The organism is Arcobacter iocasae (assembly GCF_042214795.1).
GTDB lineage: Bacteria > Campylobacterota > Campylobacteria > Campylobacterales > Arcobacteraceae > Arcobacter > Arcobacter iocasae.
This window is the reverse complement of the sequence record NZ_CP090177.1, coordinates 2,926,436-2,951,575: the sequence shown is the minus strand read 5'-3', so window position 1 is coordinate 2,951,575 and position 25,140 is coordinate 2,926,436. Positions and strand designations below refer to the sequence as shown.

The 25,140-nt window shown below is 27.4% G+C and carries 21 protein-coding genes and 1 tRNA gene; 13 read left to right on the top strand and 9 right to left on the bottom strand.

Annotation, left to right across the window (positions count from 1 at the left end; all coding sequences use genetic code 11):
• Nucleotides 1–13 precede the first annotated feature (13 nt).
• Entirely contained in the window at nucleotides 14–607 is a 594-nt protein-coding gene (locus tag LXN10_RS14655; RefSeq protein ID WP_375723725.1) for an MBL fold metallo-hydrolase, read from the top strand.
• Between the two features lie 79 nt (nucleotides 608–686).
• Nucleotides 687–1,655 carry a GGDEF domain-containing protein gene (locus tag LXN10_RS14650; RefSeq protein WP_375723724.1) on the top strand — a complete coding sequence of 323 codons (969 nt, stop codon included), beginning with the start codon at nucleotides 687–689 and terminating at the stop codon, nucleotides 1,653–1,655.
• Here the strand turns inward: LXN10_RS14650 and cmoB are convergent.
• Nucleotides 1,652–2,572, bottom strand: a complete 921-nt coding sequence (gene cmoB, locus LXN10_RS14645; protein WP_375723723.1) for a tRNA 5-methoxyuridine(34)/uridine 5-oxyacetic acid(34) synthase CmoB — start codon at nucleotides 2,570–2,572, stop codon at nucleotides 1,652–1,654. The two genes, LXN10_RS14650 and cmoB, sit on opposite strands and share 4 nt — an antisense overlap.
• A gap of 138 nt (nucleotides 2,573–2,710) precedes the next feature.
• Here cmoB and ccsA point away from each other — a divergent pair, with 138 nt between their 5' ends.
• Nucleotides 2,711–5,530: a cytochrome c biogenesis protein CcsA gene (gene ccsA / locus LXN10_RS14640; protein WP_375723722.1), complete on the top strand. Its 2,820-nt coding sequence runs from the start codon at nucleotides 2,711–2,713 to the stop codon at nucleotides 5,528–5,530.
• A gap of 17 nt (nucleotides 5,531–5,547) precedes the next feature.
• On the opposite strand, the gene LXN10_RS14635 is transcribed toward ccsA, so the two are convergent.
• Nucleotides 5,548–7,335 carry an HD domain-containing phosphohydrolase gene (locus tag LXN10_RS14635; protein ID WP_375723721.1) on the bottom strand — a complete coding sequence of 596 codons (1,788 nt, stop codon included), beginning with the start codon at nucleotides 7,333–7,335 and terminating at the stop codon, nucleotides 5,548–5,550.
• A 112-nt stretch (nucleotides 7,336–7,447) separates the two neighbouring features.
• Here LXN10_RS14635 and LXN10_RS14630 point away from each other — a divergent pair, with 112 nt between their 5' ends.
• The 3 genes from LXN10_RS14630 to LXN10_RS14620 all read left to right on the top strand — a co-directional run bounded on the left by LXN10_RS14630 (nucleotide 7,448) and on the right by LXN10_RS14620 (nucleotide 11,513).
• A complete protein-coding gene (locus LXN10_RS14630; RefSeq protein WP_375723720.1) occupies nucleotides 7,448–8,731 on the top strand; it encodes a M20/M25/M40 family metallo-hydrolase in 1,284 nt (427 codons plus the stop codon).
• Nucleotides 8,732–8,823: 92 nt separating this feature from the next.
• A complete protein-coding gene (locus LXN10_RS14625; protein WP_375723719.1) occupies nucleotides 8,824–11,121 on the top strand; it encodes a methyl-accepting chemotaxis protein in 2,298 nt (765 codons plus the stop codon).
• Between the two features lie 2 nt (nucleotides 11,122–11,123).
• On the top strand, nucleotides 11,124–11,513 hold the full coding sequence (locus tag LXN10_RS14620; RefSeq protein WP_375723718.1) for a PAS domain-containing protein: 390 nt from the start codon (nucleotides 11,124–11,126) through the stop codon (nucleotides 11,511–11,513).
• Between the two features lie 5 nt (nucleotides 11,514–11,518).
• On the opposite strand, the gene LXN10_RS14615 is transcribed toward LXN10_RS14620, so the two are convergent.
• Nucleotides 11,519–11,896 carry a DUF302 domain-containing protein gene (locus tag LXN10_RS14615; RefSeq protein ID WP_375723717.1) on the bottom strand — a complete coding sequence of 126 codons (378 nt, stop codon included), beginning with the start codon at nucleotides 11,894–11,896 and terminating at the stop codon, nucleotides 11,519–11,521.
• Between the two features lie 2 nt (nucleotides 11,897–11,898).
• Nucleotides 11,899–14,106, bottom strand: a complete 2,208-nt coding sequence (locus tag LXN10_RS14610; RefSeq protein WP_375723716.1) for a cache domain-containing protein — start codon at nucleotides 14,104–14,106, stop codon at nucleotides 11,899–11,901.
• 139 nt (nucleotides 14,107–14,245) lie between these two features.
• Here LXN10_RS14610 and LXN10_RS14605 point away from each other — a divergent pair, with 139 nt between their 5' ends.
• From LXN10_RS14605 to LXN10_RS14590, 4 genes are all read left to right on the top strand, one after another.
• The gene (locus LXN10_RS14605) at nucleotides 14,246–15,244 is read left to right on the top strand and encodes a Bug family tripartite tricarboxylate transporter substrate binding protein (RefSeq protein ID WP_375723715.1); all 999 of its coding nucleotides are present in this window, start codon (nucleotides 14,246–14,248) and stop codon (nucleotides 15,242–15,244) included.
• Nucleotides 15,245–15,253: 9 nt separating this feature from the next.
• Nucleotides 15,254–15,694: a tripartite tricarboxylate transporter TctB family protein gene (locus LXN10_RS14600; RefSeq protein ID WP_375723714.1), complete on the top strand. Its 441-nt coding sequence runs from the start codon at nucleotides 15,254–15,256 to the stop codon at nucleotides 15,692–15,694.
• Between the two features lie 8 nt (nucleotides 15,695–15,702).
• Nucleotides 15,703–17,205: a tripartite tricarboxylate transporter permease gene (locus LXN10_RS14595; protein ID WP_375723713.1), complete on the top strand. Its 1,503-nt coding sequence runs from the start codon at nucleotides 15,703–15,705 to the stop codon at nucleotides 17,203–17,205.
• A 142-nt stretch (nucleotides 17,206–17,347) separates the two neighbouring features.
• A complete protein-coding gene (locus LXN10_RS14590; protein ID WP_375723712.1) occupies nucleotides 17,348–18,346 on the top strand; it encodes a tripartite tricarboxylate transporter substrate binding protein in 999 nt (332 codons plus the stop codon).
• Nucleotides 18,347–18,371: 25 nt separating this feature from the next.
• On the opposite strand, the gene LXN10_RS14585 is transcribed toward LXN10_RS14590, so the two are convergent.
• From LXN10_RS14585 to LXN10_RS14565, 5 genes are all read right to left on the bottom strand, one after another.
• Complete coding sequence (locus LXN10_RS14585; protein WP_375723711.1) at nucleotides 18,372–19,736, bottom strand: sensor histidine kinase; 1,365 nt, start codon at nucleotides 19,734–19,736, stop codon at nucleotides 18,372–18,374.
• Nucleotides 19,736–20,395 carry a response regulator transcription factor gene (locus tag LXN10_RS14580; RefSeq protein WP_375723710.1) on the bottom strand — a complete coding sequence of 220 codons (660 nt, stop codon included), beginning with the start codon at nucleotides 20,393–20,395 and terminating at the stop codon, nucleotides 19,736–19,738. Before LXN10_RS14580 ends, LXN10_RS14585 begins: the two co-directional genes overlap by 1 nt.
• A gap of 18 nt (nucleotides 20,396–20,413) precedes the next feature.
• On the bottom strand, nucleotides 20,414–21,262 hold the full coding sequence (locus tag LXN10_RS14575) for a universal stress protein (RefSeq protein WP_375723709.1): 849 nt from the start codon (nucleotides 21,260–21,262) through the stop codon (nucleotides 20,414–20,416).
• 101 nt (nucleotides 21,263–21,363) lie between these two features.
• Nucleotides 21,364–21,439, bottom strand: a tRNA-Val gene (locus tag LXN10_RS14570).
• A 29-nt stretch (nucleotides 21,440–21,468) separates the two neighbouring features.
• Nucleotides 21,469–21,810 carry a hypothetical protein gene (locus LXN10_RS14565; protein WP_375723708.1) on the bottom strand — a complete coding sequence of 114 codons (342 nt, stop codon included), beginning with the start codon at nucleotides 21,808–21,810 and terminating at the stop codon, nucleotides 21,469–21,471.
• A 62-nt stretch (nucleotides 21,811–21,872) separates the two neighbouring features.
• Here LXN10_RS14565 and LXN10_RS14560 point away from each other — a divergent pair, with 62 nt between their 5' ends.
• The 3 genes from LXN10_RS14560 to LXN10_RS14550 all read left to right on the top strand — a co-directional run bounded on the left by LXN10_RS14560 (nucleotide 21,873) and on the right by LXN10_RS14550 (nucleotide 25,139).
• Nucleotides 21,873–22,577 (top strand): class I SAM-dependent methyltransferase, encoded by a 705-nt coding sequence (locus tag LXN10_RS14560; RefSeq protein WP_375723707.1) that lies wholly within the window; start codon nucleotides 21,873–21,875, stop codon nucleotides 22,575–22,577.
• 10 nt (nucleotides 22,578–22,587) lie between these two features.
• Complete coding sequence (ligA, locus tag LXN10_RS14555) at nucleotides 22,588–24,534, top strand: NAD-dependent DNA ligase LigA (protein WP_375723706.1); 1,947 nt, start codon at nucleotides 22,588–22,590, stop codon at nucleotides 24,532–24,534.
• A gap of 119 nt (nucleotides 24,535–24,653) precedes the next feature.
• The gene (locus LXN10_RS14550) at nucleotides 24,654–25,139 is read left to right on the top strand and encodes an acyl-CoA thioesterase (protein WP_375723705.1); all 486 of its coding nucleotides are present in this window, start codon (nucleotides 24,654–24,656) and stop codon (nucleotides 25,137–25,139) included.
• The last annotated feature ends 1 nt before the right edge of the window (nucleotide 25,140 follow it).

Genomic DNA, 25,140 nt, shown 5'->3' with positions numbered 1-25,140 from the left:
AGTAAGGTTTAAAATGGATATAAAAAGAAAACCAATGGGAGAATATCAAACAAATTGTTATATAGCAACAGTTGATAATAAAGATTTTATAATAGATCCAGGAGTAGATGCAATTGAATGGATAAAACAAAATGTAACAAATCCTGTTGTTATATTAAATACACATGGTCACTTTGACCATGTATGGTCAAATCATGAAGTAAGTCGCCAATTTGGGCTAAAAATTTATTGTCCTAAAGATGATGCTTTTATGCTTGAAAAAGATCCATATGGATTTGGCATGACACCCAGCCATCCAGATGTTTTAGTAAATGAAGATGAAGAATTCGATTTTGATGGTACAATTGTAAAATATCATTTTTTCCCAGGTCATACGCCAGGTTGTTCTGCCATAGAAATAAATGGAAATCTTTTTAGTGGTGATTTTATCTTCAAAGGTACAATTGGAAGAGTAGACTTTCCTTTTTCAAGTCCTCAAAATATGAAAGAGAGCATTAAAAAAGTTTTATCTTGGGAAAAAGATTTAAAAGTACACCCAGGACATGGAGATAGTACGACACTAATAAATGAAAAACATTCCTTAAATGGTTGGTTAAATTATTTATAAATAGTATTAAACTTAAGTTTTAATCCTATATTCAATTAAAAATACTTATAATATATATAAAAATAGAGAAAGAAGAGTCATGTTAAAAAATTCGATACTAAATTTGATTAAATCATCATGCAATCATGAAAAAGATTTTACTTCTTTAGAAAAAATTTATGAACTATATGAACAATTACAATACTCTTCAAACCTAAAGCAAATGGCAGAAGATATTTATCAGTGGTTAAATAGAAATTATAATGTTGATAATGTAACTTTTTCTTTATTTGATATGAAAAACAATAGAAAAGAGAATATTTATGTAAAAGGAGAAGAGTTTTATTTAGATGATGATAAATCTTTTTTCTTTATTATTAATACTCATACTTCTCAAAATGCAATAGTATCTTTCTCTTCTACATCAAAAACTCATTTCACAGTACTAGAAGCTGAATATAATGCAATTGAGTCAGCGTTTTTTCAAATATCACCTATTATTCAAAGTGGTATTTTAAAGAAAAACTATGTTCAATCAAACTCAATTGATTCTGTTACAAATGTTTATAATAGACAATATTTAACAGAGCATGTTAACAAATTGATTAACTTATCACATACTGATACAAATGACATATTCTTTTTAATGATAGGAATAGATAGATTTAAAGCTGTAATTGATGAATTTGATTATGATATTGGAGATAAAGTTTTAATAGAACTTGCAAAAGTTATTCATACAAATATCTCAGAATTTGATTTAGTAGCAAGACTTTCAGGGGATGAATTTTTAGTCTCTATATTAAGCAGTGATAGTGAAAGTGAAATCAGAATTATATGCGAAAAGATTATTGAAGACTTTGCAAATGCAGAAATACAAATAAATGAAGAAGCTACTCTTAAAAAAACAATATGTATTGGTTATGATAAATTTAATACAAAACATTCATCACTAGATCAAATTATAAAAAATACTGACACGGCACTTTATGAAGCTAAAAATAAAGGAAGAAGTTCATTTTTAGCCTTTAGTGATATCAAAGAAGAAGATAATATAGATTTATTCTAATTCTTTCTTCTTGCTTTTACATATACCCTTTTAGGTGCTGGATAACCTTCAACTGTCTTAGTTCTGTCATTTGGGTCTAAAAAGTCTTCCAAACTTTGATCAAAAGACCACTTTGTTTTTCTTTGCTCTTCACTTGAAGTAGTTGTGACTGCAAGAACTTCAATATCACAGAACCCTGCTCTATTTAGCCAGTTTTTGAGTGCTGGGATTGTTGGTACAAAATAAATATTTGGAATCTTTGAGTATCTTGCATTTGGAGTTAGGGCAACTTCTTCTTCTCCGTCTATCATAAAAGTATCAATTAAAACTTCACCATCTTTATTTAAAGAGTTTCTCAAAAGCTTTAGTGTTCCTACAGGATCAGCTCTATGGTACAAAACACCCAACATAAATATAAAGTCAAAACTATGATTATAAATCTCTAAATGTTCAACGCCTAGTTTTTCATAAATAATATCACTTTTTACAAAATGATTTATAAACTCAAATTGAAGCATTGTAAGTGGACTTGGATCAAAACCGATAAGTTTTTTAGGCTTATCTTCAAGCATTCTAAACATATAATAACCATTGTTGCATCCAATATCAGCTACAACTTTATCTTTTAAATCAAAATGTGGTCGAATAAGATTATATTTTATATTACTTTGCCATTCACTGTCAATTTTCAATCCAAAAAGATTAAAAGGTCCTTTTCGCCAAGGTATTAGTGCTTTTGCTGTTTGTAAAATAGTCTCTTTTTCTTCATCATTTAAGTCTGTTTCTTTTCCAATAGTAAGCCAATCTTCAAGTTTAACTTCACAAGGTATTTTTTGGATTTCTTGTGCTTTTAAAAGTTGTTCATGCCATGGCTTAATATTTTTCCAAGAAAGACACTCTATTCTCTTTTTTTGTAATTCTTCTAATAGTTCATTCATAATGCAATTATAATCATTATTTCTTAAATATCTTTTGATATAATTGCAAAATTTTACTATAGTTGAAATAGTTAATATTTTATTAATAAAGCATCATTATAATGAAACAGAAAAAAGATACAAAAAAGGACTTATATTTTGAATAAGATATTAGATATATTATTTTCATTTAAAACTACACTTACACTACTTGCATTACTTGCAATTGGCGCGGGTGTAGCTACATTTATTGAAAATGATTATGGAACTTCAACTGCTAGAGTTTTAGTTTATGATAACTTGTGGTACGAAGCTGTTTTAGTTCTTACAACAGTTAATTTAATGGGGATTATTTACAGAAGAAAAATGTGGAGACAAAAAGCAAAATTTTTGTTTCACTCATCTTTTGTTTTGATTTTAATAGGTGCCGCAGTTACAAGATTTGCAGGATATGAAGGTATTATGCAAATAAGAGAAGGTCAAACTCAAGATTTAATGTATTCATTAAATCCATATTTACAAGTACAGATTAAACAAAAAGATGGAAGTTCTTTTTATCAAGAATATCCATTGGAATTTGCAGCATCAACTTTAAGAAAAGGTATGGATGAAGGTTATAATACAGGAATAGTAGAATATTTTGCTCAAAAGTTAAATAACTTTAACTATGATATAAAATTTGACAATAAAGATTTAAAAGTAAACTATATCGACTATACTGTAAGTAAAAAAGGTAAAGCAGAAATGGGTATTTTATCTGTTGACTTAACTTTAAATGGAGTAACTAAAACAGTTAGACTACCAGGTAAAAGAGGACAAAAAGGTTTTCCAAAAATTGAAGACTTTGGTGATACAATTGTAACTTTAGAATATGGTTCTAAATTACTAAAATTACCCTTTTCAATTAAACTAAATGACTTCCAACTAGATAGATATCCAGGAAGTATGTCACCATCTTCTTATGCTTCAGAAGTAACAGTTAATGAAGAAAATGGAAAATCATATGATTATAGAATCTTTATGAATAGAACACTTCACCAAGGTAATTTCTTATTCTTCCAAAGTTCATATGATCCAGATGAAAAAGGAACAGTTTTGTCAGTAAATAACGACCCAGGAAAATGGCCAACTTATGCAGGATATTTTTTCCTAACATTAGGTCTTATTTTAAACCTATTTAGTAAACAATCAAGATTTTGGATACTTGCAAATAAATTAAAAAATAAAAACTTTGCTTCTTTAGTTGTTGCTCTAAGTTTATCTTTTGCAACCTGTAACTTACATGCAGCAGAACAACAAACACAGCAAACACAAGCATCTCAAACTCAACATCAGGTAGTAGTAAAAGAGTACAAAAACTCTGAAGAATATATGAATATGCTTAAAAAAGATTCATCTTCTGTTGCAAATAAATTTGGATTACTTACTGTTCAAAGTAATGCAGGAAGAATGAAACCTATTGACACATTAGATAGAGAAATTCTTTTAAAACTATCAGGTAAAACAAGCATGTTTGATTTAAATGCAGATCAAATAGTTTTAGGAATGATTTCTAGACCAGAAATCTGGAGAGATGTGAAAATGATAAAAATCACTACTCCAAGGTTGAAAAAATTTCTAGGAATTGATAGTTCAAGAAAATATATTGCATTTTCAGAAGTTTTTAAAGATGGTAAATATATTTTAGCTAATGAAATTAATAAAGCGACTACAACAAAACCATCTGATAGAGGCACATATGAAAAAGATGTTATTAGAGTCGATGAAAGATTAAATATTGCATATATGACTTATAATGCAAATTTATTTAATATGTTCCCTAATCCAAATGATATGAAATCAACAAAATGGCTTAATCCCGTAGACGCAATGCAAACTTTTCAAGGAAGAGCACAACAAGCTGTTGAAACAATGGTTAGAGGATTTATTAATACAATAATTATAGAAGACTGGGAAAATGCAGGAAAATATTTAGATTTTATTAATGCTTATCAAAGAAAAGTTGGTGCAAATATTATTCCAAGTGAAAGACAAATATCTAATGAAATATTATTTAATAAAATTGATATCTTTCCTAAATTAACATTAGCTTATTTACTTGTTGGATTTATTATGTTAGTTACATCATTTGTTGTTGTATTTAACCCTAAGATCAAACCTAAAAAGACTACATTAGTAGCATTTATTGTTTTAGCAATATTATTTGCAGCACATACTTTTGGTATGGGATTTAGATGGATAATTGCAGGGCATGCACCTTGGTCAAATACTTATGAGTCCCTACTTTATATCTCTTGGTCTGGTGTTTTTGCAGGTGTTGTTTTCTTTAGAAAATCATTACTTGCTTTAAGTGCTTCTGTTATAGTGGCTGCTATATTTATGTTTACAGCTCATTTAACAAGTATAGATCCACAAATTACAAACTTGGTTCCTGTACTTAAATCATACTGGTTAACAATCCATGTTTCAATTTTAACAGCCTCTTATGGATTCTTTGGATTAAGTGCTATTATTGGTTTCTTAACACTTATATTATTTATATTTAGAAAAAATAGACCTCACTTAGATGAGACGATTAAACATATTACTTATATAAATGAAATGTCTTTAATTATAGGATTAAGTGCAATTACAATTGGAAACTTCTTAGGTGGAGTTTGGGCAAATGAATCATGGGGAAGATATTGGGGATGGGATCCAAAAGAGACTTGGGCCTATGTATCAATAGTTGTTTATGCAATAGTTCTTCACTTAAGATTTGTTAAATCATTAAACAATCCATTTGTACTAACAACTGCTTCAGTATTAGCATTTAGTACAATATTAATGACTTATTTTGGAGTAAACTTCTACTTATCTGGAATGCACTCATATGCTACAGGAGATCCTGTTCCAATCCCTATGTGGGTTTATGTTGTAACAACTTTTGTAATTATTACAATCGCAGCTGCATATAGAAATAGAAATCTAAAAGCCTAAGTTTTATACTTAGGTTTTTATGGATTTTCTTTTGATATTTTAACCAACTCTTCAAAGCACTCTTCAAAAGCATCTACAATTTTTGGTTCAAAAAATGTACCTTTACCTTCTTCTATAATTTTTTTAGATTTATTTTCATCAAATGCCTCTTTATAACATCGTTTAGACATCAAAGCATCAAAAACATCTACAATGGATACTATTCTAGCAAATAGTGGTATTTCCTCTCCTTTTAAGCCTTTTGGATAACCTGTTCCATCCCATTTTTCATGATGATATAAAGAGATATCCCTTCCCATTTTCATAATATCCGAAGTCGGGTTTTTCAATATAGCAGCACCAATTGCAGGATGTGTTTCAATTATCTTTCTCTCTTGTTCATTTAACTTGCCTGGTTTTAATAACACTCTATCTGGAATACCAAGCTTTCCAATATCATGCATAGCACTTGCATGTTTTAAAATATATATTTCATCTTCAGGTAATCCAACTCTTCTAGCTATTGTTTCTGCATATAACCCTATTCTATTAATATGTTCTGCTGTATCATTATCTTTGTATTCAGATGCCACAGCTAATCTATATAAAGTATCTAAGTATGACTCTTTTAAATTTATTTTCATATTATTAAAAGAACTAATTAATTCATTTATTTCTTTTATTGGATTTGGATGAACATCTGATTGATTTAAATTTAACAACTCAATTTTTTTAGTCATATCTCTTAATTTTAATATTGGGTTTGAAATATAATTTGATATTTTGATACTAATAAATAAAGATACAAATCCAATAATTATTATAAATAAAATATTGAAAATATTATTATTTTTTAATATTCCTAAAAAATCATCTTCTAAAACATACATTCCAACTGTCCACTGCAACTCTCCAATTTTAAAAGGCATAAACATAGCTTGATAAGTATTATCATCTTTTTTAAATGTAAGAAAAAACTCATTTCTAATTGATTTTACATCTATTTGTTTTTTAAGTTCATTGTATGCAAGTTTAATAATACTATTTTCTTTTAAACTATCCATTGTAATAATTTTATTTTTTTCTATGGGTAATGATAATATCTTTAATGACTTGTTTATTAAAAATACTTTTCCATTATCTCCTAGTTTTAAATTATTTATAAAAGTAGATAAACTTTCTGTTTCTATATCAATTCCTATCACTCCTAAAAGTACATTTTTGTTATTATAAATCGGTGTTGATATTGTTATTCCAGTTTTTTTTGTAGTATAAAAGATATATGGCTCGGTCCAAGAGGATCTTTGATGTTGAACTGCATTTATATACCAAGCTCTAAGTCTTGGTTCATATTTATCATTAGGAAGTATTTCTTCATTTTCTAAATTCATATTTTTATCATTGTGTGAAAGTGTAACTACTCGTTTACCATCACCATTAATGGATATTTTTTTCTTTAAATATCCATTATTATCTTTTATAAGCATCAAAAAATTTCCATCAGTAGAAGCATAATAAAGTCCTGAAAAATATTGATTTATAGCCATTTGTTCATAAAAATAATTAACTAGCTTTTTCTCATTATTCATACTTATTACATCTTTGTTTTCTAGATTTCTAGTTAAATTAGAAGCATCTGTTGCAACATTCATATATGTTTTTGACTTATCAACTGCAAAATCTGATATATTTTGCATTATCTTATATGATTGTTCTGACATATTAGCCTTGGTTGAATAATATGACATCATCGATATAATGCTCATTGATATAACAATAACAAAAGAGAAAGAAATTATAAGAAGTGTTTTTAATGATAGTTTCATAATCATTCCTAAAAATCATATAGTTACAGTTATTATATCTTAAAAATAAATAAAATATAATCTGTGTATTTAACTCTTTTTGATATAATTATCAAAAAATAAAGGGAAAAATTTGAATTTAGTATTAGATATATTTAAAGAAATAACAGCGATACCCAGATGTAGTGGTACACACAATGAATTTATAAATTATGTAAAAGATTATGCTTTAAAATATGATTATGAGTGTTTTGTTGATGAAGTGAATAACATCCTTTGTAAAAAGAAAGATTCAAAATCAAAGATTTGTTTACAATCACACTATGATATTGTTTGTTTAATAGATAATACTATTCCTAAAATAATAGAAGATAATGGCTTTTTTAAAGCAGAGAATTCGACTTTAGGTGCAGATAATGGAATTGGATGTTCTTATATGCTAGCACTTATGGCTGAAAATAAAGATTTAGAGTATCTTTTTACTTCCGATGAAGAGATTGGTTTAATTGGAGCAAATGATATAAACCTTGAAATCAAATCTCCATTTATGCTAAATATTGATTCAGAAGAAGAAGGAGAGATTTGTATAGGATGTGCAGGAGGTGTTGATATAATATCTAAACACTCTACTCATAAATTAGTTACTAATAAAGAGAAATTAAAACTATATGAGATAACTATTTCAAAACTAAGAGGTGGACATAGTGGTGTAAATATTCATGAAAATATACCAAATGCACTAAAACTAATCGCTAAATCAATCAAAGAGTGTGAAGGAAAACTCTTAGATTTAAATGGAGGAGAAAGAATCAATTCAATTCCTGCAAATGCAAAAGCAATAATTGCTTCAAAAACTCCACCAAAAGTTACCCATGATAATATGAGTATAATTGAAGTTAAAGATATACCAGAACATCTAAATATCTATAGTGATGAGATTATGGATTTTATTTATAATTTTAAAAATGGAGTTATAGAGTTTAATGATGAATTAAATGTCGTAGAAACCTCAATCAACTTAGCGATTGTAAAAACTCAACTTAATGAAATAATTGTCAAATTAAGTGCTAGATCTATGGATAATGATAAATTGAATGATATAAAAAAACAAACACAAGAAACACTAGAAAAATATAATTTTACTGTTCAAACAAAAGGCAAATATCCAGCTTGGAAACCAGACAAAAATGAATTTACTCAAACAGTATATGAAATATATAAAAAACATAATGCAAAAGCAGAATTCAGAGCGATTCATGCAGGATTAGAGTGTGCTATTTTTAAAGAGAAGTTTCCACACCTAAAAGTTGCCTCAATAGGACCTAATATTTATAATCCACACTCATATGATGAAAAAGTAAGTATTAGTTCTATTAATAATCTATTTCATATTGTTAAAGAAATCATTGAATTATAAATTAATTTAAAATAAATTTTTTAGACTAGTATAATTATGTAAATTTTTATATTATTTTTAATACAATACCACTTTATATAAAAGGTGGACTTATGAAAATTAGAACTAAATCTAATATTTTAATTACAATATTTACTATTGTTCTTATTCTTAATGGTGTTGGACTGTTTGTATCTTTGTCAAAAATAGAAACTGCAAATAAACAACTAATTGAAGAAACAAAACTAACTTCTTTGTTTAAGGAAATGAAGTTTTTAATAAAGAATATTCAAGAACTAAGTACAGATATTTCACTAATGGGTGACAAAGATGGACTTAAAGAACTAAATTCAATTATAAAAAAGTATAAATCTATTAGAGAAGATATTAATAAGAAAAATATAGATATGAAAAACAATATTTTTCTTAAAAGTATAGATAATGTTTTCGATGAGTATGTGACTTCTTTAAAAAGAATGGTTCAAAATGGTATAGAAACTGTAGAAAATAGAGATATATTAATAAAAAACTTTTCAAATACAAATCAAGTTTCACAAGAAGATAAAGAAATTTTTACAAAGTTTATGAATTCTTCAATTAATATTGAAAAGAATATGGAAAATGTTGATAGTTTTTCAGCAACAATTGAAGAAAATATTGAAAAACTTGTAACTTTACAAAATAATAATTTATCAAAATCAATTGAAGAAGATATTGATATAATAAATACTTTTCGATTGGTTTCTATACTCTTATCAATTACATTTGCAAGTTCACTTATTTATTTATTTATTATTATTAGTAATATACTTAAAAATATTCAAAAACTTGATTTTGGAGTTGAAAAACTTGCAAATAGTAATGAGAATGTAAAGATTGAACTTCACACAAATGATGAACTTGGCAATATCGCTAATAATTTTAATATGTATATTAATAAGATTGACCAAAATATAATCCAAGATAAACTTGCAATAGACAATGTTAAAGATGTTATTGGAAAAGTTAATGTTGGATTATTTAATGATAAAGTACTAATAAAAGGCGCAACAAATGAGTTAAATGATTTGATTGAGGAAATTAATGGAATGATTGAAGCAACAAAAAAGAATCTAATTATTTTATCTGATTCTTTAATTGAATTATCAAAAGCAAATTATACTTATAAAATACCAGAAATTCCTAATATAACGGGTCTTGTTTCATCATTATTTGGTGGAACAAGGGTTACCCAGACAGCTATTAATGAAGTCATTTCAATAATAGATAACTCAACTAAAAGATTAGCCTTTAGTGCAGATGAATTGTCAAATGCATCATTTGATTTAAGTAAATCTTCAAATGAACAAGCAGCCGCCCTAGAAGAGACAGCAGCCGCAATTGAAGAGGTAACATCTACAATAAAAAGTGGAAATATAAATACTTCAAAAATGCTGGAATACTCATCTAAAGTTGCCAATTCTAGTAATGCAGGTATTGAATTAGCAAAAAAAACTTCTGATTCTATGGAAGAACTTAGTGTGGAAGTAACTACAATAAATGATGCAATTACAATAATTGATCAAATAGCATTTCAAACAAATATTTTGAGCTTAAATGCAGCAGTAGAAGCAGCAACTGCAGGAGAAGCAGGAAAAGGATTTGCAGTTGTAGCACAAGAAGTGAGAAATCTAGCATCAAGAAGTGCAGAAGCTGCAAATGAAATTAAAAGATTAGTTGAAAGTGCTAATGCAAAATCAAAAGAAGGTAAAGAAGTTGCTTTTAAAATGATAGCTGGTTTTAAAGATCTTAATGAAAATATTGCACAATCTGAAAAAATAATTAACGAAGTAGCAACTTCCACAAAAGAACAAGAATCTGCAATGATTCAAATAAATGATACAGTTAATGCACTTGATCAAGCAACACAAAAGAATGCATCTTTAGCTACTCAAATCAATGAAATGGCAGCCAATACAAAATCTTTATCAAAACAACTTCAAGAGGCAGTTGACTCAACAACTTTTGATACAAATGCAAAAAGAAGAGTATGTGATACAGCATTTGTATTTAAACTAAATAAACTGAAAACTGACCATGTCTCATTTAAAAATGATGCATTTAGTCAATGTATCTCTGGAGGAGAAAGAATAATTGTAAAAAATCATAATGAATGTAATTTAGGTAAATGGCTAAACTCAACAAAAGATACACAACTAGCAGAATCTAAAGAGTGGCAATCTTTATATGAACAACATAAAAAAGTTCATGTTATGGTTCAAGATTCAGCCGATTTATATGCTGGAAATTATAAAAATGGTCAAATTATTTCAGTAGCACAAAACTTAGAAAAATCTATGAAAGATGTATTTATATTAATGGATAAAATTAAAGAAATACATTGTGATAATTTATTTAAGAAAAAGGACTAATTATGGGTTTGAATGAAGAAACAATATTAAAAGATAATGCTTTTCTAGTTAGTGAAACAGATTTAAAAGGAAATATTATCTTTGCAAATGAAGAATTTTGCAATATAGCAGAGTATAAACTTGATGATTTAATTGGAAAACCACATAATATAATACGACATGAAGATATGCCAAAAGAAGCATTTAAAGACCTATGGGAAACGGTAAAAAGTGAGAAAGTTTGGCAAGGTTTTGTTAAGAATAAAACAAAATCTGGAGGATTTTACTGGGTATGTGCTACTATTTATCCATATAAAAATGAAAATGGAGAACAATGTTTTATCTCATGCAGAAGAAAACCACATAAAAGTGAAATTACTAAATATGAGGCATTATATAAAACAATGCAGTAAAGAGGCTACTTAGCCTCTTTAATAAGTTCTAAAATAGTTTTTTGAGTATTTTGTGCTAGATTAATTAAATCGGGATTTATATCATCTACTAGTTGAACGATAGAATTTAAAGCTATCATAGTCTGCCCATCTTCTTTATAGATTGAAATTTTACAAGGCATTATTGAACTTAAACTCATATCTGTGCTTAAAAATTCATTTGCTACATTAGGATTACATACATCTAGTACTTGACAATCATTTTTAAAATCAATTCCTTTTGAAAGCAGAGTCTCTTTTATGTTATGAATATGTTGAACTCCAAATTTATAGTTTGAACATATTTCTTGTATTTTATCTACTACTTCTTGTACACTTTTTTCGCTTTTTTCAATATATAACATTTTTATCCTCTTCTTTTAATACTTGTTGGAATAGAAATTATAAATTCTGCCCCAGTTAATTCTATATTTTGATGTGTAAAATTAACATTTTTTACCTCAATAATTCCTTTTAAATGCTTATTTACAATTTGACTAACCATATATAATCCAATCCCTGTTCCCATCTTTCTATGTTTAGTTGTAAAATAAGGTTCAAAGATTTTATCAATAATATTACTATTAATACCCCCAGCACTATCCTTTATACAAATTACAAGGACATTTTTTTCTTTATTAAGAATTGTGCTTAAACTTATGATTTTATTTTTAGAAGATGAACTTTCGAATGCATCTTTAGCATTATTTATTATATTAATAAATATTTGAATTATATCGTTTTCATATGATGTTAATTCCACATCTTCAATGTCTTGAATTATTTCTATATCTTTATTTTTTAGTTCTGCTGACAATAAAATAAATGTCTTATCCACAACTTCTTTTATATTAAATTTAGATTTATTTTCACTTGGTTTAAAAAAGTCTTTAAAATAGTCAATTGTTTGAGATAAATATTGCGTTGATTTTGTAATAGACTCTAATGATTCATTAAAATAACTATCACTTAAGTTATCAAGCTCTTTTTGAAGTTTAAGTCCAGAAGATAGTGTACTAATCATACTTAAAGGTTGTCTCCACTGATGTGCAATATTTGCTATCATCTCACCCATTGATGCCATTTTTGATTGTTGAAAAAGCAAATTATCTTTTTCTTTTATTTCTGTAATATCAGTAATTGAAAATAGTATATATTTTATTTTATTATTTTCTTTAAATAAATTTGCATTAATTAAAATATCTATACTTCTTTCATCTTTTTTATTAATAAACACCTTTTCAAGACTATAGTTATGTATTTTTTCTTCTAAAAGTTTATTATAAAATTCTAGTTCTTTATCAGCTTGTTTTATATTTGATAATTCATGCCAAAATCTATTTTCAATCTCTTCAGAAGAGTTATAACCTAAAATTTCTGAAAATTTTGAATTTACATTTAATAACTTACCTGTACTACTACTTATTGCTAACCCAATATTACTATTTTCGAATAAATTTCTAAACTCTTTTTCTTCATCTTTTATTTTTAGTTTATAGTTTAATAAAATATCTTCTATATATTTACTAATAAAAATTGAAATAATTAATAAAACAACGGTAATAAAAATGCCAAAATATAAAATATTGTAATAGTTATTTTTATTCATTATTTGTAACTCTATTTTTGCATCTTTTATTAAGTTATTTAACTCATCATCTCCATATCCACTGCCTAATATCCAATTCCACTTTTTATATATTTTTATAAATGAAGTTTTTTTAAAAGATTCACCTTCTGTATCCTTTTCGTAGTTAAAAAGTCCTTCACCTTTATTAAACATACTTTTTAATTTCAAAGCTAAATCTAAATTAACTTGTTTCCCAACTCTTTTTTCTTCATTACTTGCTAAAATAATACCACTTGAATCTATTAGAAAAATGTACTTTTTAGTATTTAAATTATGATTTTGAATAGATGTTAAAATTTCTTTTTTTAAATTATTTTCAAAATCATCTAAATACTCTCCTCTTCCAATATAAATATCCAATGGTTCAAATTTTTTATAAAAACTTATTTTTTCAGAAAGTGCATTATCATTAAAATTTTTATAACTAGAATAAGTGATAACTCCCTCTTTTTTATTTTTCATAGAATCTATAATTATTTTTAAGCTTTGTGAATCTTTTATTTTTTCACTTGATGATTGTAGTAAAAACTGCCCTTTATTAATAATAAAATAGTGCCCTCGGCCCTCATTAAAAGTAATACTTTTTAGAGTAATTTTTATTAACTCAAGAATCTCTTTATTTGTCTTTTTATTTTTATTATCTGAATAAATTTTTGCAGCTATTGTATACGCATCATAGACTTGTGATTTTAAAGATTTCTTTAAATTATCTAAACCATTTTTATCTTCTGATTTAATATATGCATTAACTTTATAGACTATTTCTTTTATTTCATTATTATTATAATCTCTATAAAAATTTGTTATTCTTTTTGTCTCTTCATTAAATTGTTTAGTGTTTGATTTTTCCACAAAATATGTAGTAATTACAAATAAAAATATGATCAAAACTATTGGAGCATATTTAATTGTATCTATTAATTTTTTTTCGTTTTTATAAAACATTATCATCCTGATAGCAATAGTAGATTTAATTAAGACTGTGATTATACAGGCAAAATACTTAATCTAAGTTAGTATTTTTGCAAGTTTCATGACAGCTTTGTATGTTAAAGTTCTAAAATAAATAAACTAAGGAGTAATCATGAAAATAGGTATTATGAAGTCAGCAATTAAAGTTGCTGCAGTTTCAGTATTGGGACTTGGTCTTTTAACAACAAGTTCACAAGCAAAAGACTATCCCACTAAGCCAGTAAATTTAGTAGTTGGATTTGGTATTGGAGGAAGTGCTGATAGAATGACAAGATCAATGTCAACATTTTTATCTGATGAGTTAGGGGGAATTGTTAAAGTAATTAACAAAAAAGGTGCTGGTACTCAAATTGCTGCTAATTATATATTAAAAAGACCTGCAGATGGTTATACAGTTTTTTCTTCAACATTCTCACCTTATCTAGCTACTACAATTTTAACAGGTGGTGCTAAGTACAAAATGACTGATTTTGATTTTATTAATATTCAATGGTTCGATTATGAGTTATTTGCTGTTAATAAAAACTCAAAATACAATAATATGGTAGAAGTTTTAAATGCAATCAAAAATCACCCAAAAATGGTAAAAGCAGCTGTTGTTCAAGGTTCAGGCGGACATTTAATTTTAAAACTATTACTAGAAAAATATAATATTCCTCAAGAAAATTTAAATCTTGTTACATATAATAGTGGTGGAAAAGCAAGAACAGCAATCGCTGGTGGGCAAGTTGATTTAATAGCAATTTCTGCACAAGGAAGTGAAAATATTAAAGAGTTTATTAAACCACTTGCAATATTAAAAAAGGATAGAGTACAACAATGGGATGCTCCACCATTAAATGAAGCAATCAAATCTTTAGGATTTCAAGTTCCAGTATTTAGTGGTTCGATGAGAGGTTTTGCAGTTAGAAAAGAAGTTAAAGAAAAATATCCAAAAAGATATGCAGAATTAACTGGTGCACTAAAAAGAACTCTAGAGAATAAAGATGTTCAAAAATTCTTAAAATCAAATCAAATTGGTTACGATTGGACTGGTCCTGAAGAATCAAATAAATTAATAGATGAATCGTATCAATTCTTCAAAAAATACGGTTACTTATTAAACGAATAGGCTTAAAAAATGACTTTAACAAAAGAAAAAATAGCTAATAGCATAGTAATTCTATGCTTAGCTAGTTTTGTATTATGGTATGCATTAAATGCACATAATGCATCTAGTAGCTTAGAAAATATGATTCTTATTCTTCCTATTGCTGCTATTACACTTTGCTTATGTATTTTTGAGTTTTTTACTCAAAAAGAAGATTTAGAAAAAAAAGATGATTTTATTACTGTACTTCCAATAATGGTTCTATTTGCTGCCTATGTTTTTTCATTAGAGTACTTAGGCTTTGACCTTGGAACAGTTTTATTTTTAGCCGCATCTTTATATATACATGGTGAAAAAAGATTACCATGGGTAATAGGTTATAGTTTAGTTTATGGTTTTGTTATTGCATATTTCTTTTCAATGATGTTGCCATATCCAATGCCTATGACATTTTTACCAACTGATTATTAGGATGAGAAATGGATATAGTTAATTTAGATTCAGCACAACAAGCAGTTGCCCTACTCTTTTCAGAACCTCAGTACTGGTTAGTTGTAATACCTGGTATTATTATTGGACTTTTTTTTGGAGCAACTCCTGGATTACAAACATCAATGGCAATGGCAATATTCTTGCCAATGACTATGTATATGGATTTTTTGCAGGCAATGTTATTTTTAACTGCAATATTTACAGGTAGTGGATTTGGAGCTGGTGTTCCCGCCATACTTATGAATATACCAGGAACATCCTCAGCTATTGCTACATCTTTTGATGGTTATCCAATGGCAAGAAAAGGAGAACATAATGAAGCTTTAGGTTTAGCACTTGGTTCTTCTACTTTTGGTGTATTACTTGGATATATTTTACTTTTCTTTCTAATTAAACCTATGTCACTTTTTGTTTTAAAACTAGGTCCTTCTGAGATGTTTATTGTTATTTTGTGGGGTCTTACTTTAATTGCCAGTTTAACAGGGAAACATGTTGTAAAAGGTCTTATTGCAGGACTTGTAGGTTTATTAGTTGGTACTATTGGATACAGTGATAATGGTATTTTAAGAGGAACAATGGGCTTAGAAATCTTAGCAGATGGTATTCCCGTAATACCAGCAATGATGGGTATGTTTGCAGCTTCTGAGTTATTTAAACTTGTAAAATCTGAATTCTTAGTTGAAGACGAAAGTCAAAGAAAAGTAAGAATTTCATACATATTAAAAGGTTTTAAAAAAGCTTTTTCTTATCCTGTTATTTTGATAAGAGGTAGTTTAATTGGTGTAATTATTGGTGCAGTTCCAGGTGTTGGTTCATCTGTATCAAATCTTTTATCTTATATAGAGACTAAAAGAAGAGATAAAGATCCTGATAGTTATGGAAAAGGAAATCCAAAAGGTGTTATTGCTTCAGAATCTGCAAATAGTACATCAGAAGCTGGTTCTATGGCTACACTTTTAGCTCTTGGTATTCCAGGTGGTGGTGCAACTGCTGTTATGTTAGCTGCCTTTGCTATGCATAATATTACAGGTGGTCCACAATTTATTAGAGAACAAATGGATGTTGTATATGCAATTATATTTGCAAACTTTGCACAAGCATTTTTATTGATAATATTAGGTCTTTTATTAATACCAGTATTAGCTTCAATTATTAAAGTTAAGATGACTTACCTTGTACCATCTGTTTTAATTTTAGCAACGGCTGGAGCATTTGGATTAACTGGAAATATGTCAGGTCCTGCTACAGTTTTAGTATTTGCATTAGTTGGTTGGGTTTTTAGAAGATATAATTTTTCAGTACCCGCAGCAGTTATTGGTATGCTATTAGGGAAAATGGCTGAAAGTTCACTTGTTCAAACATTACAAATATCAGGTGCAGAATTTTCATATATTCTGCAAAGACCAATTACTATTGCTATTTTAGTTTTATTAGTTTTTTCTTTATTTGGTTCTTCATTAATTGAAAAATTAACTAAAAAAGCTAAATAAATAGAATCTTAGTTTACACAGTTATATGAGTTAATTGTGTAAACTACCCTACTTATTTTATATTCTTTTCGCTAATCTTATATGCAAGCTTCACGACAGCTTTGTTTGTTAAAATTTCTATTATTTGTAATAAAGGAGTAATATGTATAAAATTATGGTTAAATCAGCAATTAAATCTGCTGTAATTTTAACATTAGGAATAAATTTATTTACTATAAATTTACAAGCAGATGAATATCCTAATAAACCAATTAATTTTGTTGTAGGTTTCGGTATTGGGGGCAGTGCCGATAGAATGACAAGATCAATGTCTACTTTTTTGTCTGATGAGTTAAATACTCCAATAAAGGTTTTTAATAAAAAAGGTGCAAGTACACAAATTGCTGCTAATTATGTATTAAAAAAGCCTGCTGATGGATATACTGTATTTGCTTCAACTTTTTCACCATTTTTAGCTAATACAATTTTAACAGGTAGTGCTAAATATAAAATAAGTGATTTTGATTTTATTAATGTGCAATGGCTAGATTTTGAATTATTTGCTGTTAATAAAAATTCAAAATATAATAGTATGGTAGAAGTTTTAGATGCAATTAAAAATCACCCAAAAACAGTAAAAGCTGCTGTTTTTCAAGGTTCAGTAGGACAATTACTTTTAAAACTTATGCTAGATAAATATGATATTCCTCAAGAAAATTTAAATCTTGTTGTATACAATAGTGGAGGAAAAGCAAGAACTGCAATTGCTGGTGGACAAGTTGATTTAATCGCAATTTCTGCACAAGGAAGTGAAACCATTAAAGAATTTATAAAACCTTTGGCAATTGTAAAAGATAAACGAGTAAAACAATGGGATGCTCCAACACTAAATGAAGCAATTGAACCTTTAGGTTTTCAAGTTCCAGTATTCAATGGTTCCACAAGAGGTTTTGCAGTTAGAAAAGAGTTTAAAGAAAAATATCCAAAGAGATATGAAAAATTAACTAATGCTATTAAAAGAACATTAGCAAGAAAAGATGTACAAAAATTCTTAAAATCGAATGAAATTGGTTATACATGGACAGGTCCTGAAGAATCAAATCGTTTAATTCGAGAATCATATGATATATTCAAATCTTATTCTTATTTAGTAAAAGAATAGCTAATATTCTACTTTATACATAAATTTATAAAGGGAAAATTATAGAAATAACCAATCCTTCATCATTGGAAGCTTGCACAGTTGCATTATGTAACTGTGCAATTTGCTTAACAATACTCAATCCCAATCCATTACCTTTTTTATTTGAATCTACTCTATAAAATCTATCAAAAATATGATTTAAATCTTTAGTATTTAAACCATAACCTTCATCTTTTACATTTAACCAAATAGTATTATTATGTCTTTTTATATTTACACTTATAGTCCCCATTGGATTATTCTTTTCATCAACGGCATAATATAAAGCATTATTAATGATATTGTCTAACAAACTTTCTAATAAAATAGAATCAGCATTAATAAAAACATCTTTATCAAAACTCTCATATGCAAATTCAAAACCTTTTGCATAAACCCTAGGGGCTGTTTTAAGGCAGTAATCTTTACACATTTGTGTTAAATTAATTTTTTTAAATCTATTGATATTTATTGAATTAGGATTTGTTTTGGCATATAATAAGAGCTGTTCAGTGATATGACTCATAGAGTCTACAAGTTTCATAAAAGTAATATACTCTTTTTCATCTTTTTTATAAAGTAGTTCTATTTTTACTTTTAACTCTGCCAAAGGAGTTCTTAATTGATGAGAGACATCTGAATTAAAATGTTCTATATACTTAATATTATCTCTACTTCTTTCTAATAAGATATTAATACTATTTAAAACTTCTTCAATCTCTTTTGGTGCATCAAACTTTATAGGAGATATGTCTTTTAAATCTCTCTTTTTTATTATTTTTTGTAAATTATATAAGGGTCTAAGACCTTTTCTTACTGCAATTAGAGATATAACTAGCGTTGAAATAATGACTACACCCATTAAAATAAGTAAAACTATTAAGATATCATTAATTGCAGATATTCTTCCTTCTAATGTTTCTGCAACAGTTATTATTGCTTTATGTTTTTTACCAAAATTCTTAATAGTTACATTAAAAGATACTGCTCTTAGTTGGGCAGCTGCAAATGATGTATTATAGAAAACTTTATCTTTTTTTCCAAAAATTTTTTTGTTAACTAAGCCTTTATATCCCACAAGCAATTTATCTTTTTCATCTATAATAGAATAGAAAACTGAACCTTCATTACTAGAAGATAATAGGTCAATAGCAAAATAAGGTAAATCAACTAACAAATGTCCATCTCTAATACCAATACTATCTTCCATACTTTTACCAGTTGCATATAAATTATTATCATAAAATTTATTTACCTTTTCATTTACAAAAAAGTATATAACACAAAATAGTAAAATAGAAAATATTATTAAAGGAATAGTTAGCCAAATGACTAAACGGTAACTTATAGATTGTGTATTTTTTTCCATTATGAGTTAAGTATATACCCTAAGCCTCTAACTGTTTTTAAGTTGATAGAATCACCTAGCTTTTTTCTTAGTCTTGAAACATAAGTTTCAACAGCAGTCGGATTAAAATCATCGTCAAAAGAAGTAATATGATCTACAATATTCTCTTTACTAACTACATTATTTAAATTTAATAACATATGTTCAAAGATATTTATCTCTCTTTTACTTAATTCTATAACTACATCATCTTTAGTTACTGTTTTAGACAAAGTGTTATATTCTAAATCTTTATACTTAATTAGCTTAGAAATTTGATTTTTACTTCGTCTTAATAATGCTTGAACCCTAGCTATAACTTCATCAAGTTCAAAAGGCTTGCATAAATAATCATCTGCTCCACTATCTAATCCTAAGATTCTTTGATCAAGTTTGTCTCTAGCAGAAATAATCAATATTGGAATATTTTTTTGAGAGTTTCTTAAGTCTTTTATAATATCAATTCCATCTAAACTTGGTAACCCCAAGTCTAAAATAAGAAGATCATAAATAGAAGTATTTAAAGAGTATAGACCCTCTTCTCCATCATAGAAGAGGTCTACTACATAACCATGTTGTTCTAATTTATTAAATATTCCCTTTGCTAATGTTTTATTATCTTCAAGTAATAATATTTTCATAGCAATATTTATTTTAATTTAGTGAGACATAAATACAGGTAAAGTAGAATGCTCTAATAAATATCTAGTCGCACCACCAAACATAAGTTCTCTTAAGCCTTTATGACCATAAGCACCTGCAACTATTAAGTCAAAATTTCCATCAAGTGCAGCATTTAATAAAGCTTGTCCTGGGATTCTTGTAGTTTCTACAATTTTATAACTAGCATCAATTCCATGAAATTTAAGATATTCAATTAATTGATTAATTTTTACCATATCTCCACTATATTCATCAGAAGATACTATTTGTACTCTTTGGGCTTGTTTTAACAATTCAACAGATGAAGTTATAGCTCGTGATGACTCAACTGTATTATTCCATCCAATAAGTATTGATTTTGTATTAAAAGTTTTCATTTTTCTAGGGAACATAAGAACAGGTTTTCCACTTTTTAAAACTGATGTTTCAAAAGTAGCTGTTGCTATTCCAGACGGAGGAGCAGCTGCAATTACAATATCGCAAAATTTAGATTCTTCTTCAACTAAAAGGCTTCTATTACCTTCTTTTACAGTCAAAAGTGCATGCACTTTATTTGGAATTGGAGTTGTTGATACTTCCATTCCAACAATTTTTCCAATTTCTTTAAGCGCTTCCTCAAATTCTATTGATTCTTCTTTAGCTTTTAGAGCAATCACATCATCAATTTCTTTCATTATATGACTAGAGATACCTAAATTTTTATACATTTTTTTACCACTATCATGTAAACATTTTAAAATTTCTAAGTTTGCATCAAAATATTTTGCAATTAATAAAGCTGCAAATAATCTCTCTTTTAACTCTTCACCACCACCAATAGGAAAAAACATTTTTTTATAAATCATAAAAAATCCTTTAAGAAAATATATTATTAAATTATACCATGAAAGACTGTCATAAAACTTGCAAAAAAGTACTTTTTATAAAATTATTATGATTATTTTGTTGGTGGCCACAATAGGACTTGAACCTACGACCACCACCATGTCAAGGTGGTGCTCTACCAACTGAGCTATGCGACCATTTAAAAGAATGAGATATTAGCTAAATATTATTTTGATTTAGCTTTTTGAATATCGTATGAATATTTATAAACCATAAAATCATACATTGTGGTATTTTTATTTTTTGTAAAGAAGAAAAACATTTCTAGAATTCTTAATGTCATTCTAAAAAATGCAGTAAATGGAACAATATATGAAATACTCACTTCAACTTTTCTATTTGGGTAATACTTATCGAATTCAAATTTTAATTCTTCTAATAGTCTAGTTTGTTCTTGTATTACACTAACATCTGTTGCTTTTATTACTTTTATTGCAAGAAATAAATTAATGACAAACATTAAAGCATTTAAGTTCCAGCCCAATATACAAATATCTAAATAACTCATATTTTCTCCATAGTGGAGAATTATATCAAAAAAAATATTAGTTTAAAATGATATAATTTCTTATGAGATTAATTCAAGCAAATATACAACAAGAATTAAATGAAGATTATCTTATTGAGACTCTGAATTTAAACAATAAAACAATACTAGAACTAGGCTGTGGCGCTGCTTCAAAAACAATAAATATTGCCACCAATGGATTTGATAGAAAAATTATCGCTTGTGAAGTAGATAAAATACAACATGAAAAAAATCTTCAAAAAACTTATGAAAATATAGAATTTAAACTCTGTGGGGCAGAAGATATTCACTTAGAAGATGAAAGTGTTGATATGGTTTTTATGTTTAAATCTTTTCATCATGTACCCATAAATCTTATGCCAAAAGCTTTAAGTGAGATAAAAAGAGTACTAAAACCAAATGGTTTAGCTTATATTTCAGAACCTCTTTTTACAGGTGAATTAAGTGATATGATTGCAATGTTTCATAATGAAGAGATAGTAAGAGTAGAAGCTTTTAATGCCATCAAAAAAGCTGTTGATAATGAAGAATTTAAACTATTTCAAGAGGTATTTTTTTATTCATTAGTTACTTATGAAGATTTTAATGAGTTTAAGTCAAAACATATGAGTGCAACATTTAATGATTATAATATCTCAACAGAGCTTGAAAAAGAAGTCGAAGAAAAATTTAACCAATATGCACAAAAAAATAATCCAATAACATTTGAAAAACCTTTTAGGGTTGATATTTTACAAAAAATTTAAGAAGAGAATAATGACACAAAACGAATATAATGAAAAAATAAATATATTAATATCTTGGGCGATAGCTTATTATGTAGAAGATAATCCACAAGCAAGTGATGAAGAGTATGATAAATTATCAAGGGAATGTTTAGCATATGAACAAGAAAATCCAAGCTTATCACATCCTAATTCACCAAATAAAAGAGTTGGTGGTTTTGTTTTAGAAGGTTTTGAGAAAGCTTCTCACCTTTCACGAATGTGGTCTCAAGAAGATGTTTTTAATACAGAGGAATTAGAAGATTGGATAAAAAGAGCCCATAAAGTTAATACAAATCTAGAATTTTATTGTGAACCAAAATTTGATGGAGCAAGTCTGAACCTAATATATGAACATGGTGTATTAAAACAAGCCATATCAAGAGGAGATGGGAGTATTGGTGAAGATGTTACAAATAATGTTAAAACAATACACTCTATTCCTTTACAAATAAAAGAACAATCTCTTATAGAAATAAGAGGTGAAATAGTTATAAAAAAAGCTGACTTTGAAAAGATAAATGGAGAGCGAGCTAAAAATGGTGAGCAATTATTTGCAAACCCTAGAAATGCAGCAGCTGGAAGTTTGAGACAACTAGATCCTAGTATTACAGCTAAAAGAAAACTATTTTTTAATGTTTGGGGTGTGGGTCAGAACTCTTTAGATTTTACTAAATACTCTGAAATGATGGAATATGTTTATTCACTTGGCTTTGTTCACCCACCAATGACTACAAAAACTACAACTGTTGAAGGAATCGAAGATTTATATCATAAAATAATTGCTTCAAGAAATAGTATTGAAATGATGCTTGATGGAATGGTAATAAAAATCAATGACATAGAAACTCAAGAAGAGCTAGGATACACAGTAAAGTTTCCTAGATGGTCATGTGCTTACAAATTTCCAGCAGTTGAAAAAACTACTACAATAAAAGATATCATCCAACAAGTAGGACGAACAGGTGTTATAACCCCTGTGGCAGTTGTAGAACCAACTTTAATAGATGGCTCAACTGTTGAGAGAGCTAGCTTACACAACTATGATGAGATAGCAAGACTTGATTTAAGAATAAATGACCAAGTAATTATTATAAAAAGTGGAGATATTATCCCTAAGATTACAAAAGTATTTACAGACAGAAGAGATGGCACACAAGTAGAAATCACTCGCCCTACAACATGTCCTAAATGCAAAAGTGAACTTTTAGATGAAGGGACACTAATAAAGTGTCAAAATCTTGATTGCCCAGCAATAATTGTAAACTCAATAATCTATTTTGCAAGTAAAAATTGTATGAATATAGATGGACTTGGAAATAAAATAGTTGAAACTTTAGTTAGAGAAAAAAAGATTTATGACATACTTAATTTATACTCACTTAAATATGAAGATTTAGAAAATCTAGAAGGCTTTAAAGAGAAAAAGATAAACAATCTTTTAAATGCTATAGAAAATACAAAAGGAAGTTCTTTATATAGAGTTATAAATGCTCTTGGAATCGAACATATTGGAGAAGTGGCTTCTAAACAAATATGTTTAGAATTTGGACTTGATGTTCTAAAAATAGATTTTGATTCCCTTGTAGCACTTGATGGAATTGGTGAACAAATGGCAAACTCATTTGTAGAGTTTATGAGAGTAAATGAAGAACTTGTATCAAAATTAATAAATACGATAAACCCTAAAGTTGAAGAAAAAATAGAAGTAAATGAAAATGCCTTTAAAGGTAAAACTGTTGTAATAACAGGAACTATGAGTGTAAGCCGTGGAGAGATAAAAAAACAACTTGAAGCTTTAGGTGCAAAAGTGAGTTCTAGTGTATCTAAAAAGACAGATTATGTTATATATGGCGAAGATGCTGGAAGTAAATATGATAAAGCCATTGAGCTCAATGTTAAAACTATAAATGAAGATGAAATGAATGAAATGATTTAAAATATTGCAAGTGTTACTTTTTAATAAATTTCAAATTTTGCACTCTTTTAAAATAAGTTTTTATTATAAATTTATATATATTTAGTCTATAATTAAAAGATATTTTACAAAGGTTATATATGAGCAATACAGTAAAAGGCGAGAAATCTCTTACAATGACGATGTTAATGACACCTGATAAAGCAAACTTTAGTGGAAAGAATGTACATGGGGGAGAAATTTTAAAAATGCTAGACCATGTTGCATATGCTTGTGCAGCGAGATATTCGGGGGGATATGCAGTAACTTTATCTGTTGATATGGTTTTATTTAAAGATCCAATCAAGATAGGTTCACTAGTTACATTTCATGCATCAGTAAATTATGTTGGAAGAACTTCAATGGAAATTGGTATAAAAGTCATTTCTGAAGATATAAAAGATCACACAATAAAAAATACAAATGTTTGTTATTTTACAATGGTTGCAGTTAATGAAAATTGGGAGCCCTTACCAGTTCCAAAATTAGAACCAGTAACTGAAGATGAAAAAAGAAGATATAACGATGCTATCAAAAGAAGAGAGCAAAGAATGTCTTCAAAGCATGCAATAAAAACTATTTATTAGT